A 16,013-nucleotide genomic window follows, 5' to 3' on the forward strand; every position below is an offset into this window, starting at 1 on the left:
AACGTTTGCGTAGTTTTTGGCGTTTTTTAATGCCAATTTTTTAATCATTTTCATTATAATTGTGTACCTTTACGTTGCCAAAATTCGTGCTTTTTAAAGCATAAGGCGCATTATCATTGCCATCTGGATGGGCTTTCCAAATATACCCGAGATATGTTAATGGTCAGGTATGTGTTTAAATGATAAGGTTAATTTAACATGCACCCAATACAGCTTTTTTATCTTGCGCGGATTTTTAAAACAGATAACAGTAAATTGATAATACAATAAAATTAATTGACAGATGAAGAGAGTATTAGTCATTACCGGAGGAGGAGATTGTCCTGGATTGAATGCAGTAATTAGAGCTATAGTAAAGAGAGCTTCACAAGAGAAGGCCTGGGAAGTGGTAGGAAGTATTCAGGCATTCAACGGAATTTTGTGGGAACCCACAGAAATTAAAGTATTAGACGAGGAGTCAGTTGCAGGTATTCACTACCGTGGTGGTACCATTCTGGAAACCACCAATAAAGGAGGTCCTTTTGAGTGGCCTGTACAAAATCCTGATGGAAGCTGGACCAGTGTTGACCGCTCCGAGGAAATGATTCGTAAAATAAACTATCTTGGTATTAATGCTGTAATTAATATCGGAGGAGATGGATCTCAGCAAATTTCACAAAAGCTTTACGAAAAAGGTCTCAATGTTATCGGTGTACCGAAAACTATCGATAATGACCTTTCTGCCACGGATGCAACTTTCGGTTTTCAAACCGCTGTGCAAGTCGCTACCGAGGCTGTAGATAAATTGGTTACTACAGCAGCAAGTCACAACCGGATTCTTATTCTTGAGGTTATGGGGCGTGATGCAGGTTGGATTGGACTTCATGCAGCTGTTGCCGGAGGAGCAGACATTTGCCTGCTTCCTGAAATTCCATACGATGTAGACAAAGTTCTCGAAAAAGTTGAGGAGCGCTTTACCAAAGACCGTGGCTTTGCGATTATTGTAATTGCTGAAGGTGCAAAACCAAAGGGTGGTACCACCAGCCAAAAAGAAACCGATGAGGTTGGTTATGCCAATAAAAAATATGGTGGTGTGGCTTCTGCACTCAAAGAGCAACTAAAAGAGGCAGGTTGCCCGCACGATATTCGGGAAACTGTTTTAGGTCACTTGCAACGTGGAGGCATACCCGTGGCTTATGACCGTGTTTTGGCTACACAATATGGCTCTAAGGCCTTTGAGATGGTATTAAGTGAAGAATACGGACATATGGTTTCATATCGTCATCCCGATATCATTTCTGTTCCGCTTAAGGAGGCCATTAGTCAATATAACACTGTAGAAGAATCTAATTATTTAATGAAATCAGCACGAGGTATTGGTATCTCATTTGGTGATTAGTTTTTAGCAACATATGCTTAAATTCCAGCTGCTGGTCGTATTGCTTTTATTTGCGATTGGTATGCCCGCCCAAAAAATAGGCCTTGTCCTTAGCGGGGGCGGTGCCAAAGGGGCTGCCCATGTGGGTGTACTTAAAGCACTGGAAGAAAATAATATCCCTGTCGATTATATCACAGGAACCTCTTTTGGCGCCATTGTTGGCGCCCTTTATGCCGCGGGTTACACACCCGACCAAATGGAACAACTGCTCAAGTCGGAAAGATTTCTATCTTGGGCTTACGGTGAGGTTCAGGAATCTTATAAGTTTTATTACAAAAAAGGAGACCCTGACCCATCGTGGTTCCGTTTTCGCTTGCAGAAAGACCTTGATCCGCTCAAAACGCTTATCCCTTCCAGTATAATTGAAAACCATCAAATGGATTTGAGGTTAATGCAGATTTATGCCGGAGCTGCTGCTGCTGCAAATTACAATTTTGATAGTTTGATGGTGCCGTTTCGCTGTGTGGCAACAGATGTCTACAATTCTAAAAGCACTGTGCTTAATCATGGTAGTTTATCATCTTCAGTAAGAGCTTCTATAACTTTTCCTTTAGTATTTAAGCCCATTCAAATCGAGGGTACTTTGTATATGGATGGCGGTATGATGAATAATTTTCCATCAGATGTTATGGTGAATGATTTTAATCCGGATGTGATTATTGGCTCCAAAGTCGCTTTTAATTCTAGTATTCCGGATCCGGATGATCTGTTTTCACAAATCGAAAATATTTTTACAGTGAATTCAGATTTTTCATTGCCCGACTCAGTACTTTTAATAGAGCCGGCCGTAAAATCATTTGGCGTATACGATTTTAAGTTAATCGACACACTTGTGCAACTGGGATATCAAGCTACAATGGCTAAAATGTCTTATATCAAGAATAAAATTGAGCGTCGTCAAAGTCAACCTGAGCTTGAAGAATTAAGAAAAGCTTTTAAAAAACGAGTTCCTCCATTAATTTTCAATGAGGTACATATTACTGGTGTTAACGATAGGCAACAGCAGTATATTGAGCGCATGATTAAAGCCAATCAGGATACTTTCTCATATGAGCTGTTTAGCCGTGAGTATTTTCGTTTGCTAAGCGATAACAAGATTAGGGCGCTTTACCCTAGAGCTAAATACAATGAAACTACAGGTTATTATGATTTATATTTAAATGTTAAGGCCGAGTATAAACTGGGGGTTCAGCTAGGTGGTCAGATTAATACAACAAGTAAGAACTTTGCCTATTTGGGGGCCTATTACAAAAAATTAGGACGCAGGGCATATGATTTAAGGGGGTCGCTGCACTATGGGAAGATGTATAGCTCATTGCGCGTTAAAGGATCAATTGATTTTCCCTATTTCAGGAATGAAAAAGGGAAACGATTATTTCCACTCTTTACCGATGCATCCATCACTTATGCCAGAAGGGATTATTTTAACTCTACTAAAGAGTGGTTTTTTGAAGATGCCACACCATCGTATATAACCAGAAGAGAAACATATTTTCAGTTCAATGTTGGCGTTCCGTTTGCTACAAATGGTTACCTGGCAACTGGTGTTACTTCTGGTGCGTCGGCAGATAATTATTATCAAACCAATTTAATTAGCCGGGAAGATGACCCTGATTTAACCCGATTTGATTATTTAAGTGGTCATGCCAAATTTGAGTACAGTACCCTTAATGCCAGGCAGTTCTCTAATAGGGGAAGTTTTTTTAAATTACTTTTTCGTCGTGTTTATGGTAAAGAAATGTATTTTCCGGGGACCACGGCAGATTTCACGGGTTTAGTTAAAGAAGAGCAGTTTCATCAGTATAACGACATTGAACTTAGTATTAAGCATTATCATAGAATATTAGATAACTTTTATATAGGAGGTGCCTTCCAGGCAAACTATACAGAAAAATCATTTTTTAGCAATTATATCAGCACACAATTGGCCAGTGATGAGTATAAACCATTTCCGCACACAATTTTGTTTTATTTGCCGAATTTCAGAAATTATTCTTACGCTTCTATTGGGGCTATTCCTGTTATAAACTTTACCGAAAGTTTTATGTTACGTCTGGAGGCCTATTTATACCAACCATACCGCAAAATTGACTATGAATTATATAAACCGATTTACGATAAACCGTTCAGGCATCGTTACTATATTGGTAACGCCTCCCTGGTCTATCAAACATTCATGGGCCCTGTTTACCTATCGTTAAGTTATCTGGACAGAGAAAATACTCCATGGTTTCTGCATTTTGGATTCGGATTTATGCTTCTTAATCCCAGGGGTTTAGATTAAGTGTGATATGAATTTTCAACATAATGAAATTTTATTTGTATATTGGTCAGGGGTTGAGATGATCTGAATTGAAAAAAATATTTATATTTGTAGATTTACGTAGAATTTGCTGTTGCTACAGCATACAAATTTTTGAATAATGCAGGTAGCGAATTTCGTTGAAATGGTTGGTGACAGTATCCGGAAAAATTGGGAACTGGATGCATTAAGTAACTTCAAAGGGGAAACATTAACCTTTAAAGAAACCGGAGAAGAAATTCTCAGATTTCATCAGCTATTTCAAAAATTAGGGGTTCAACAAGGCGATAAAATTGCCGTTATAGGCAAGAACAACATTAATTGGGCCGTCACCTATTTAGCCACAACTTCATACGGGGCAGTTATTGTTCCATTACTACAGGATTTTCATTCCAACGACATCATACATATCATTAAGCATTCAGATGCTTCTATGCTTTTTGTATCGGATGCTATTTATGAAAAGTTGGATAAAGAACCGCTTAAACATTTAAAAGCTATTTATAGCCTCGATGATTTAAGAATCCTTCATACAAGTAATTGCGAAGAATGTAATTTTAATGATATTAAACTTCAAGCTGAAATTACACCCGACAATTTTAGTTTGCCCGAAATTAATGAGGATACATTAGCAGGAATTCTTTATACATCTGGTACTTCTGGTTTTTCAAAGGGCGTAATGTTGGCCCATAAAAGTCTTGCTGTTAATGTGGAATTTGGAGTAAAGTACATCCAGCTTGAGCCGGGAATGCGTATTGTATCATTCCTGCCTTTAGCCCATGCATATGGTTGTGCTTTTGAGTTTTTAGCCACTTTTATGATGGGGTGTCATATTAACTTTTTAGGTAAAGTACCATCACCAAAAATTATTTTGCAGGCATTTGCTCAAATAAAGCCACACCTGATTTTCGCGGTACCATTAATTATAGAGAAGATATATAAAAAGAAAATTAAACCAGCCATTAGCAAACCGCTCCCAAAATTCATGTTGCATATACCGCTATTGAAGCGTGTTGTATACAATAAGATAAACAAACAGGTGAGTGATGCTTTTGGAGGCAACTTCAGAGAGGTAATTATTGGCGGTGCTGCATTCAATACTGAGGTAGAACGGTTTTTCCGTAAAGCCGGATTTCGTTTTACAGTAGGCTATGGAATGACAGAATTTGGTCCATTAATCAGCTATGTGCCCTGGGACGAAGCGCGCTTATATTCATGCGGAAAGCCAATTCCATACGTAGAAGTGCGAATTGATTCCCCTAATCCCCGTAAAATAGCAGGTGAGATTTTGGTCAGGGGAGACAATATGATGAACGGGTATTATAAAAATGAAGATGCAACAGAGAGTACAATAGATCGTGAAGGTTGGTTGCATACTGGCGATCTTGGTGTGGTTGATAAGGATGGATATATTTATATCAAAGGCAGAAGTAAAAATATGATTTTAGGTGCTTCTGGTCAGAATATCTACCCGGAAGAAATTGAAGCCAGGTTAAACAATATGCCTTATGTACAGGAATCAATTGTTGTGGAACAGCAAGGTAAATTGCATGCATTGATTGTGCCTGATCAGGAATTAGTTGAGGCAGAACAAATTTCAAGAGAAAAACTGGAAGAGGAGATGGAGAATAACCAAAAACATCTCAATCATCAATTGCCCGGATATATGAGTATATCGAAAATAACGTTGTTCGATAAAGAATTTGAAAAAACACCCAAAAAGAGCATAAAAAGATATCTCTATACAGTGACACAGAATTAAAAAAAATAGCGGTTGATTAGATCTTCAACCGCTATTTTTTTGTCTTAATATTTTTTCTAGAATCTGAATCCGATTGTACCCAATATACGTGTAGACCTGCTGTCAACCTCTCCCTGTTCGTAAGAGTAAGGAGAGTACTTAAAGTCTTCGTTCATTTGGCTGTAAGCCATGTCAAAATAGAATGAGCCTGACCTAATGCCAATACCTGCTGTATATCCAAGGCGATTATTATTTACGTTTGGGTATCCACTTTGGTGTGGCGAATCATAATAAAAACCACCGGCCCTGAATGCCATCATATTCCATTTGTATTCCATTCCCAGTCGGAAAGAGTGTGTTGGCTCATAAAAGTTACTGATGTCGTTATTTGCATCGTTAAATGTAGCTTCCTCAGAGCTTATTTGAGCTGTTGAGTAATCTACAAACTCATAGTCAAGTGATACAAGTGCAGTGCGCATTACCAAAAATGATACTCCAGCCTGCAATCTCATGGGTGATAAGATTTCGTATTCCGGTACATAGTACTCTTCAGACCAATTATTTGTAGCCGGCCCATCATTGTAATCGATTGATGCTGATAAATCTTCACTCCAGTCGTCTGTTAATTGAAAGCTGGTAGGGGTATGCAACGAAACACCAATTTTTGACCAGTATACTGGCACATAAATGAAACCAATTTTAGCATTCAGTCCTACACCTCTTGTGGTGATATTCTCCTGGTAATCAAAATAATTTAAAGCAATATCATTCGTCGGTGTCTCGGTATAATTAAACGTACGACTGTAATATACGCTTTGAATCCCCAGTGTACCCCCCACATAAACTTTGTCATTAAAATTCGCTCCACCAGAAATGTAATACTCACCTATACCGCCAGTTTCTGTTAAATAGGCCTCCTGGGTTGCACCATAGCCTTGTTCCAGGTAGTCGTGCGTGTAATTGCTGTTTAGTTCATAAACAACATCTGTATCTACGAATATTCCGTAGTAATTTACATCATCGAGCACCATGTCGAGGAAGCTTGTATTGTTGTTATTGCCAACCAGTCCGAAAGAACGGTTAAAAGTGTGAATTTGGTTGTAACCGATGGCAAAAGTATACGATTTTGGGCCTTCGTTGTTATCCATATTCCAAATATTTGGTGCACTCAGGGCTACTCCAAAACTTGGCATAATGGTTCTGTAATGGTGCGTATTATTTGAGTTGCCACGATACATGCCATCGGTTCGGTTCATGTTGCCCGAAATCGAAAAACTAAAATCATTACTTCTGTAGAGTCCCAGTCCTGCCGGATTGAGACTTGCAGAAGTGAGATCTCCACCAAGGGCAGTAAATGCTCCGCCCATAGCAGTTGTACGTGCTGTTCCATCGTAGGTGTATCTCGATAGCATCAGTGCATCGTCGGCTATTTGGGCCATTGATTGCTGTGCAATTAAGGCCAGGATTATTATTGCAATTCTTTTCATTCCTTTTACTTTATATAAGGGTTCACTTATCTGTTTTTCTATAAATATTGTGATTTTATCAAACATTTTTGTTCAACAAAAACACTTGATTTCAGCATAAATAAATTAGCGTCTTCTTGGCGATCCTGATGATGAGCTGCTTGATGAGCTTCTGGATGACGAAGAACTACTTCTGCTCACATTACTGCTTCTTGAGGAGCTCGATCGCACAGATGACCGACTGCTGGAATTGCTGCGTGAACGGTTAATGTTGCTTCTGTTGTTGCTATTGTGCCTTATCACTCGGGAATTACGACTTTGGTGTGTTGCATTATGGCTACCCGAACGAATTGTTCTGGTACGACCAGAATTTACATTTGACCTGTTGACACCTGAACGTCTTATGTGCGGTGTAGTGTTAGTCGTACGTATGTTGCGTTTTTGCCTGTCATTTAACTGCAGTGTTCTACTGTTCCTGATCAGTGAGCTGTTTCTGTCAATATTTAGATTACTTGAGTTTCTGCTGTTGCCCAATGTCATGTTGTTGTTCTCCCCGGCTGGTCGGGTAAGTCTGATTTCATCTTTCTCACGTGCCAGTCTCGAAGTTTGAACTGTTCTCCTGTTATCTATTTCCCGGTTATTAGCATCTGCAGAACCGGTTTCTCTACGTGATAAGCTACTACCTGCAGTTGCTTCACGCTGGTCAAGTTTTTTGTCCGAAGGTCGAACTTTTTTGTGTACAACTTCCTTGCTACCTACACGGCGGGCATCTAAATTTTTGCGCGATTTTCCTGAGTTACCGGTTGATGATGCCGAATAACCTGAATAGCGGTTATATCCACGTCTCCTGTCTTTATATTCAGTAATCGGGCTGCCAGAATGGCCATAATAATTGTAATATGAACCGGCATAGTAGCCATCATAAAATCCCCACCAATAGTTTCCTGGTGAGTACCATCCTGCATAATAACCACCATAATAAGGGTAGGTATTATATGGGTAGTGCCAACTTGTGCTCCAGCCAAGGTGTAAGCGCCAGCGACTATTCCAGTAATTGTATCCAATCCCTACATAAGGATTTCCGAAATAGGAGTAATGGTAATCGTACCATGGGTCACGAAAGTAGTACGGATCATAAACATATACATCGTGAAACCTCTGCAGACGCGATGAATAATCCATTACAACATAATCATTGTCGTACTGATTTACCGGCTCCTGATAACTATCAGCAAAACCATCGTATGATTCTGCATTTTCATGTTTCAGGTCACTTTTATTTTCTACTATACCTGTTGATTCGTCATTTTCTTGCGCTTCGGTTTCTTTAACCTTTTCTTCAGCAGGTACGTAATACAAATCGTCTGAGTAAGCCGTGTTTTGCATCGTAGTGCAGGCTCCCAGCGAAATTAATATTAAACTTATTAAAACTAAACGTATCATAGTTGTCTCCTTTCTCATTGACTGTTTCCGAAAATTAAGCCTTTTATTTATTTATACAAACTTCAAGCTTGTTAAGTTTCAAATTAAGTCAATATTGTGTTTATTTGTGGTTTATTACTAAAACTAAATATAAACAACAAATATTATACTAAAATCATGGCAAAAGTACTTACCTCACGTAAAGAGAACTATGCGCAGTGGTACAATGACCTGGTAATTAAGGCCGGACTGGCTGAAAATTCAGCTGTTAGAGGGTGCATGGTAATTAAGCCCTATGGATATGCTATCTGGGAAAAAATGCAGGCGGAATTAGATCGTATGTTTAAAGAAACAGGTCACGAGAATGCCTATTTCCCACTTTTTATACCAAAATCATTTTTTAGTAAAGAGGCTGACCATGTAGAAGGTTTTGCGAAAGAGTGTGCTGTAGTTACCCATTACAGGTTGAAAAACAAAGACGATGGTCAGGGAGTAGAAGTGGATCCGGCTGCTAAACTCGAAGAGGAATTAATTGTTCGTCCCACATCTGAGACCATAATCTGGAATACTTATAAAAACTGGATTCAGTCATACCGTGATTTACCCATTCTCGTAAATCAATGGGCCAATGTAGTACGGTGGGAGATGCGTACGCGTTTGTTTTTGCGCACAGCAGAGTTTCTCTGGCAGGAGGGACATACGGCCCACGCTACGCGGAAGGAGGCCGAAGAAGAGACACGCCAGATGATTGATATTTATGCCGATTTTGCACAAAACTATATGGCACTACCTGTAATTCAGGGGCACAAATCAGAAGGGGAACGATTTGCAGGAGCACTCGATACCCTTGCTATTGAAGCCCTTATGCAGGATGGTAAAGCCTTGCAGGCTGGTACTTCACATTTTTTAGGACAAAATTTTGCTAAAGCTTTCGATGTTACCTTTACCGATAAAACAGGTAAACTCGATCATGTGTGGGCCACTTCCTGGGGTGTTTCCACCCGACTTATGGGTGCTTTAATTATGGGGCACAGCGATGACAATGGATTGGTATTACCTCCAAAACTCGCTCCTCATCAGGTAGTAATTGTACCCATATATAAAAACGATGAGCAATACGATACTGTTTGCCAGAAAGGTGAAGAGATTCGAAAAGCACTTCTGAAAAAAGGCATTTCTGTTAAATTCGACAAGCGCGACACACAAAAGCCCGGATGGAAATTTGCCGAATATGAACTAAAAGGTGTACCCATAAGGCTGGCACTTGGTATGCGCGATATTGAGAACGGTACCATAGAGGTTGCTCGTCGCGATACCATGAAAAAAGAAATAATGCCTGTAGAAGGATTGCCTGAAAAAATTTCAGCCCTGTTAGATGATATTCAGGAAGGTATTTACAACAAAGCATTGAAATTCAGGGATGATAATATTCGTTATGTAGATACCTGGGACGAATTTATCAATACGCTGGAGAATAAAGGGGGATTTATTATGGCGCACTGGGATGGTACAGCAGAAACCGAGGAACGCATACAAAATGAAACCAAAGCGAGCATCAGGGTTATTCCAATTGATAGCAGGCAAGAGGAAGGAAAATGCATTTATACGGGAAAACCATCTAAACAGCGTGTGCTTTTTGCCAGGGCATATTAATTAATAGCATTTATTTTAATATACTAAGGGAGGTCGGTTTTCGATCTCCCTTTATTTATTCCCAAATCAATTTTTTCTTACATTTGTATAATGAATGGGTCACTAATTGGATTTTCTGACTTTAATTGTTGCATATGGATCGCGATCCCAATAGTTTAATTGTTAAAACGCTGGCAGATAAGTCGCTGGTGAAGCTTGATATTTATAATAATACTTTCGAAGCTTTTAAACTCATGAAAAAGGTTGCCCGCTATCTGGCTGGCAATTTCAGAAAGCAAATAAAATCTATTGATGAGCGCATTACAATAGAGTTTAAAGACCAGGGACCATTTCAATTTGGGTTTAAAATTGCCGGTGATATGTTGGTTTTCTCCATGCATACCAATGTTTTTGAGTTTGACCGTAAACACCCCGTTTGGAATACCCCGGCAGTAAAACAAGATGAAAAAGCATCATTTTGTGGGTTGATTCACATATATAACTTCCTGGCTGATTCTTTTAAGTATAACCGCTCGGAAGATCTCGGATACCTCATTGGGCGCATGTTTATAAACAAGGATAATTACTTTTTTGTAGAAGGTAAGCGTCAGTTGGGTGTGTTGTTCAATAAATTTGGCAAGGAAACAATTGACACTAAAAATATACGCGATATTTTGCAGGCATCCATACTGTTTTCCCTCGATTTCGATTTGTTAGTGCCTCCATATGACAAAGTGGCTGTAGCATCAGTTGAACAGCTTAACCGGAAAAATACCAATAATCAGGTCAAAACCGCCAAAAGGCTTGGTTTTAAATTTTACGAAGACGATGAAAATTTATCTTATTTATAAACAATAAAATACCTAAGTTATGATCAGGAAGATATTCATATTTACACTTGCCGGAGCCTTTTTATTTGCAGCTTGTAATAAAAGCGCAAAAGAGGCCGATGAAGACAAACAAGGCAAATCTGAAATGCAGCAAAAAGTTGAACAGTATGCCGTTGTTTCTTTAAAAACAGATATTAGCCACCTGTCAGACAATCAGAAAGAGATGCTGAAAATCTTATTTGACGTTGCTGATGTTATGGAGGGACTTTTCTGGCAAGATGCCTTTGGCGACAAGGAAGCGCTGATGGAAAATATTGATGACAAATGGACCAAACTCTATGCGGAAATCAATTATGGTCCGTGGGATCGCTTAGACGGAGATAACCCTTTTATATCGGGTTATGGCGAAAAACCTGCAGGAGCCAATTACTATCCGGCCGATATTACAAAAGAAGAGTTTGAAGAATGGGATAACGAAAATAAAGATAGCTGGTACTCAATGGTACGTCGCGACGATGAGGGTAACCTAATCAATATCCCTTACCATGAGTATTATCCAGAAGAGGTAGATAAAGCAGCATCACTACTTAAAGAAGCTGCAACCTACGCAGAGAGTGAAGGCTTCAAAAAATACCTTAATCTGCGTGCCGATGCTCTTCTTACCGATAAATACCTGGCCAGCGATTTAGCCTGGATGGATATGCAGGACAATATGATTGACTTTGTGGTTGGACCAATTGAAAGTTACGAAGACCAGTTTATGGGCTATCGTGCTGCGCATTCGGGTCAAATACTTATCAAAGACATGGAATGGAGTAAAAAACTTAATAAATACGGTAAACTTTTACCTGAATTACAGAAGTCATTGCCATGTGATGAGAAATACAAGCAGGAAGAGGCACGTGCACACGCCGATATGAATGTTTATGATGTAATTTATTATGCCGGCGATTGTAATGCTGCCAGTAAAAATATTGCCATTAACCTACCTAATGACCCACGCGTACATGCCGAAAAAGGTAGTCGCAAGCTACAACTTCGCAATGCCATGCAGGCTAAATTTGAAAAGATTTTGGTGCCTATCAGCGAAGTTCTGATTGCAGAGGATCAACGCAAACACGTAAAGTTTGATGCCTTTTTTGAAAATACAATGTTTCATGAAGTAGCCCACGGTTTGGGTATAAACAATACGGTGAACGATAAAGGTACAGTAAGAGAAGCTTTACAGGATAATTACAGTGCAATAGAAGAAGGGAAAGCTGATATTATTGGTTTGTTCCTTGTAACCAAATTAAACGAAATGGGTGAATTTGAAGATAAAGACCTGATGGATAATTATGTGACATTTATGGCCAGTATTTTCCGTTCTATCCGCTTTGGTGTTACCAGTGCACATGGAGTAGCCAATATGGTGCGTTTCAATTATTTTAAAGAAGCAGAAGCATTTACACGCAACGAAGAAAATGGTACATACCGTGTAAACTTTGAAAAAATGCAAAAAGCCATGAACGATTTGGGCGGTTTAATTTTGGAAATGCAGGGTGAAGGCGATTACGAAGGTGCTCAAATGTTGATTGAAGAAAATGGTGGTATTGGAGCTATGTTGCAAAACGATTTAGACAGAATAACTGAAGCAGGTATTCCTGTGGATATCCGTTTTAACCAGGGCCCAAAGGTACTCGGACTTTAAAACCTTAATTATAAAATCAAAATTGGAGCTATTGGTTTACCGGTAGCTCCTTTTTTGTTACTCTATACTTTTCTATTTTATGCATCATTTCAAAAAAATAGGTTTCATAAATTCAAAAACTGCCCTACTTTGTTTATTTCTAGGAAAAGCCTGTATCTTTGTAAAAAATAAATCAATATGTCAGTTCACGGAAAACCCAGAATAGTTACTACGCACGTATTAAATGAAATGAAGTTGCGTGGCGAAAAAATATCTATGCTAACAGCCTATGATTATTCAATGGCACGAATTGTAGACCAGGCAGGAATAGATGTGATTTTGGTGGGAGATTCTGCCAGTAACGTAATGGCTGGTCATAAATCCACACTGCCCATCACCCTTGATCAAATGATTTATCATGCTCAGTCAGTTGTTAGAGCCGCTAAAAGAGCCTTAGTTGTGGTTGATATGCCTTTTGGCGCCTATCAGGGTAACAGCAAAGAGGCTGTAAGTTCAGCCATACGTATAATGAAGGAGACTGGGGCCCAGGCAGTTAAAATGGAAGGTGGCGAAGAGATCATCGAGTCTATGCACCGGATTTTATCCGCAGGTATTCCCGTAATGGGGCACCTTGGCCTTACACCACAATCTATACACAAATTCGGAACCTACGTGGTGCGGGCAAAAGAAGAAGCTGAAGCTAAAAAGCTAGTTGAAGATGCCAAATTACTTGAAAAAACAGGCTGTTTCTCTATTGTACTAGAAAAAATTCCGGCTAAACTAGCAAAAGAAGTTACTGATAATTCTAAAATTCCGATGATTGGAATTGGCGCAGGCGCTGATGTAGATGGACAGGTACTTGTGTTACACGATATGCTGGGCATTACACAGGACTTTTCTCCACGATTTTTACGCAGATACCATAACTTGTTTGCCGAAATTTCAGGATCAGTAGAGGCCTATGTGGAAGATGTTAAAGAACAGCGATTCCCCAATGAAAAAGAACAATATTAAAAGGCAAATTTTTTTATGAAACCTCCATGCTTAAACGTTTAAACACACTTCGCCTTCGCGTAGCTTTCGCTTCCGCTATAGCTTCAGCGAAAGCGGACAGCGGAGCAAGGCACGAAAATGATTATCTGGAATATTGCAGGTAAAAAACTTTAAAACAGGCAATAGGAGGTTCCATATGACCATTGAAAAATAAATATAAACATATGAAACTAGACATCCTTTATGAGGATAACCACCTTATAGCAGTTAATAAACCAGTTGGAATGCTTGTGCAGGGCGACGAATCAGGGGATAAATCCTTGCTTGATGAAGTTGCAGAATACCTGAAAAAGAAATATAATAAACCCGGTAATGTGTTTACCGGACTTGTACACCGTATCGACAGACCTGTAAGTGGGGTAGTACTCATTGCTCGCACCTCAAAAGCCCTTGCCCGGATGAATGAATTGCTGCGTGATCGCGATATTAATCGGGAATACTGGGCATTGGTGAAAGATAAACCCGAAAAATTAAAAGATACACTCAAGCATTATCTCCGTAAAGACGAATCGAAAAATAAGTCTTTCGCCAGTTTTAAACAGAAAAAGGGAAGTAAATTGGCTGTGCTCGATTATGAGGTAGCCGGCCGCTCCTCAAATTATTACCTTATCAAAGTAAATTTGCGTACAGGGCGCCATCACCAGATACGCTGTCAGTTGGCCAAAATTAAAATACCGATTCGAGGCGATTTAAAATATGGATTTCCACGCTCAAACAAAGGGGGAGGAATAAATCTGCATGCGAAGAAGTTGGAATTTATTCACCCGGTGAAACAGGAAAAGATAATAATTGAAGCTCCCCTGCCGTTGGATGATAATTTATGGAGAGAATTTGACCAACTGGCATGATGAGATTTGCAGTAATAACCTTACTACTTTTTTTTACCCTGAATGCATCGGCTCAACTTTGGGTGAGGTACCATTTCACGCCTGATGAACTTGTGCGCGAAAAATTAACAAAACCAAACAGTGGGGTAAAAATATTAAATGTGAGTTATTACGGATCGCGACATTCCATTGCTTATTTCAATAATAATACGCCTGGTTTTAATGTAAAGCGCGGAGTTTTGCTTACTACTGGATATGCACGCAATGTAAGTACGCCAAATCGCACTGGCAATTCAGGTGCACCTATGGGCTATCCCGGAGATCGTGATTTGAGCAGGTTGGTGAATAACCGCACCAATGATGCTGCTGTGCTTACTATTGAATTTATTCCATATGCCGATTCTGTTCAGTTTAGCTATTTTTTTGGCTCGGAGGAGTATCCAGAATACGTTAACAAAGGAGTAAATGATGTTTTTGCTTTTTTTATACGTAAAAGCGATGATATGGAGTACCAAAATCTGGCGCAGCTTAAAGATGGCACCCCGGTGACCGTTGATAATATAAATAACCATAAAAACAGTGCGTTTTATATACCCAACACCTATTTTACAGGTTACGATTATCAGGGAATGCAAGATGATCCTGTGAAATCGTACCGTGCCCAGGAGTTTACTTTTGATGGGTTTACCACTGAGCTGGTAGCAGCGGCAAAGGTAGAGCCATATGTGCAATATGAACTTAAAATTGCCATTGCCGATGTGGGCGATGATTTATACGATTCGGGCGTTTTCCTGGAACAAGGTTCTTTTGAAGCACCCGATTTCGAAAAATTGGGCATACACGAAGTAGAATGGAACCTTGAAAAAGTGAAGGAGTCTTTCCAGGATAAGATAAATTTAAGCTATGAGCAAGATACGTTGGTTGTGACTTCGCATATCGGGTTTGAATTTAATAAGCACGATATTAGTAGCGAATACAACGATTTTTTGACGCATTTGGCCAAAATAATGAAAGATACCAGGGGTGTGGTGTTGAATATTAATGGCCATACGGACTCGGTTGGCACAAACACTTATAATTTTAATTTATCGCGAAAAAGAGCCTTGTCTATTGCAAATTTTCTTGTTAACAAGGGCGTTGCAAGATCGCGCATGCAGACTTATGGTTTTGGGAGCACAAAGCCTATCGCACCTGATAGTACCGAAACCGGCAGGGCAAAAAACCGCCGCGTTGAGTTTCACATCATTCAATCTGCTAAAAAAGTTGATTTTTAACAGGGTAGCACATCCCTTCGAGCGGGTTCAAATTTTAAACATTAATTTCAAAAAAATACAGGAGTGACTTCTTATGTAAGTTCATGATTGTTAGATAAGTCACACCATCATTTATAGCGGTGACGAGAACCCGCTACTCTGTAGGCTTTAGTCAATAGCTTTTTTATAGGCTAGCCTGCTGGTTAAAAGCTAAAGATACTTTTGGCGGGTTTCACGCTATTTATGGCTTGGATGAATATTATGCTCTTGAGGCTGCCTATGTTTTATTTAGAGTGACACTTAGGTTTGTTGCGATGGAGCCAAAGGTCCCCGGTAATTGAGAAAAGAAAAAATAATTATCTTTAGAGATGTATTTTACTGTAAATCAACACACTATGTTT

General features: G+C 39.4%; 11 protein-coding genes. 9 read left to right on the forward strand and 2 right to left on the reverse strand.

Going from position 1 to position 16,013, the window contains the following annotated elements; translation table 11 throughout:
* The first annotated feature begins 283 nt into the window (after nucleotides 1-283).
* From VJ937_RS03275 to VJ937_RS03285, 3 genes are all read left to right on the forward strand, one after another.
* Nucleotides 284-1,378 carry an ATP-dependent 6-phosphofructokinase gene (locus VJ937_RS03275; protein WP_324065472.1) on the forward strand — a complete coding sequence of 365 codons (1,095 nt, stop codon included), beginning with the start codon at nucleotides 284-286 and terminating at the stop codon, nucleotides 1,376-1,378.
* Between the two features lie 13 nt (nucleotides 1,379-1,391).
* Nucleotides 1,392-3,701, forward strand: a complete 2,310-nt coding sequence (locus VJ937_RS03280) for a patatin-like phospholipase family protein (protein ID WP_324065473.1) — start codon at nucleotides 1,392-1,394, stop codon at nucleotides 3,699-3,701.
* 139 nt (nucleotides 3,702-3,840) lie between these two features.
* Entirely contained in the window at nucleotides 3,841-5,481 is a 1,641-nt protein-coding gene (locus VJ937_RS03285; protein WP_324065474.1) for an AMP-binding protein, read from the forward strand.
* Nucleotides 5,482-5,537: 56 nt separating this feature from the next.
* On the opposite strand, the gene VJ937_RS03290 is transcribed toward VJ937_RS03285, so the two are convergent.
* Together VJ937_RS03290 and VJ937_RS03295 are read right to left on the reverse strand one after the other, a co-directional pair.
* On the reverse strand, nucleotides 5,538-6,947 hold the full coding sequence (locus tag VJ937_RS03290; RefSeq protein ID WP_324065475.1) for a hypothetical protein: 1,410 nt from the start codon (nucleotides 6,945-6,947) through the stop codon (nucleotides 5,538-5,540).
* 105 nt (nucleotides 6,948-7,052) lie between these two features.
* Entirely contained in the window at nucleotides 7,053-8,369 is a 1,317-nt protein-coding gene (locus tag VJ937_RS03295; RefSeq protein WP_324065476.1) for a hypothetical protein, read from the reverse strand.
* Nucleotides 8,370-8,525: 156 nt separating this feature from the next.
* On the opposite strand from VJ937_RS03295, the gene proS reads away from it, so the two are divergent.
* From proS to VJ937_RS03325, 6 genes are all read left to right on the forward strand, one after another.
* On the forward strand, nucleotides 8,526-10,001 hold the full coding sequence (gene proS, locus VJ937_RS03300; RefSeq protein WP_324065477.1) for a proline--tRNA ligase: 1,476 nt from the start codon (nucleotides 8,526-8,528) through the stop codon (nucleotides 9,999-10,001).
* A gap of 134 nt (nucleotides 10,002-10,135) precedes the next feature.
* The gene (locus tag VJ937_RS03305; RefSeq protein ID WP_324065478.1) at nucleotides 10,136-10,831 is read left to right on the forward strand and encodes a hypothetical protein; all 696 of its coding nucleotides are present in this window, start codon (nucleotides 10,136-10,138) and stop codon (nucleotides 10,829-10,831) included.
* Between the two features lie 19 nt (nucleotides 10,832-10,850).
* Nucleotides 10,851-12,500, forward strand: a complete 1,650-nt coding sequence (locus VJ937_RS03310) for a dipeptidyl-peptidase 3 family protein (protein WP_324065479.1) — start codon at nucleotides 10,851-10,853, stop codon at nucleotides 12,498-12,500.
* Between the two features lie 177 nt (nucleotides 12,501-12,677).
* Nucleotides 12,678-13,493 (forward strand): 3-methyl-2-oxobutanoate hydroxymethyltransferase, encoded by an 816-nt coding sequence (gene panB / locus VJ937_RS03315; RefSeq protein WP_324065480.1) that lies wholly within the window; start codon nucleotides 12,678-12,680, stop codon nucleotides 13,491-13,493.
* 203 nt (nucleotides 13,494-13,696) lie between these two features.
* On the forward strand, nucleotides 13,697-14,380 hold the full coding sequence (locus VJ937_RS03320) for an RluA family pseudouridine synthase (RefSeq protein WP_324065481.1): 684 nt from the start codon (nucleotides 13,697-13,699) through the stop codon (nucleotides 14,378-14,380).
* Complete coding sequence (locus VJ937_RS03325) at nucleotides 14,377-15,633, forward strand: OmpA family protein (protein ID WP_324065482.1); 1,257 nt, start codon at nucleotides 14,377-14,379, stop codon at nucleotides 15,631-15,633. The genes VJ937_RS03320 and VJ937_RS03325 overlap by 4 nt, the downstream gene beginning before the upstream one ends.
* The last annotated feature ends 380 nt before the right edge of the window (nucleotides 15,634-16,013 follow it).

The sequence above is a fragment of the Salinivirga sp. genome (assembly GCF_035268865.1).
In the GTDB taxonomy this organism is placed as follows: domain Bacteria; phylum Bacteroidota; class Bacteroidia; order Bacteroidales; family Salinivirgaceae; genus Salinivirga.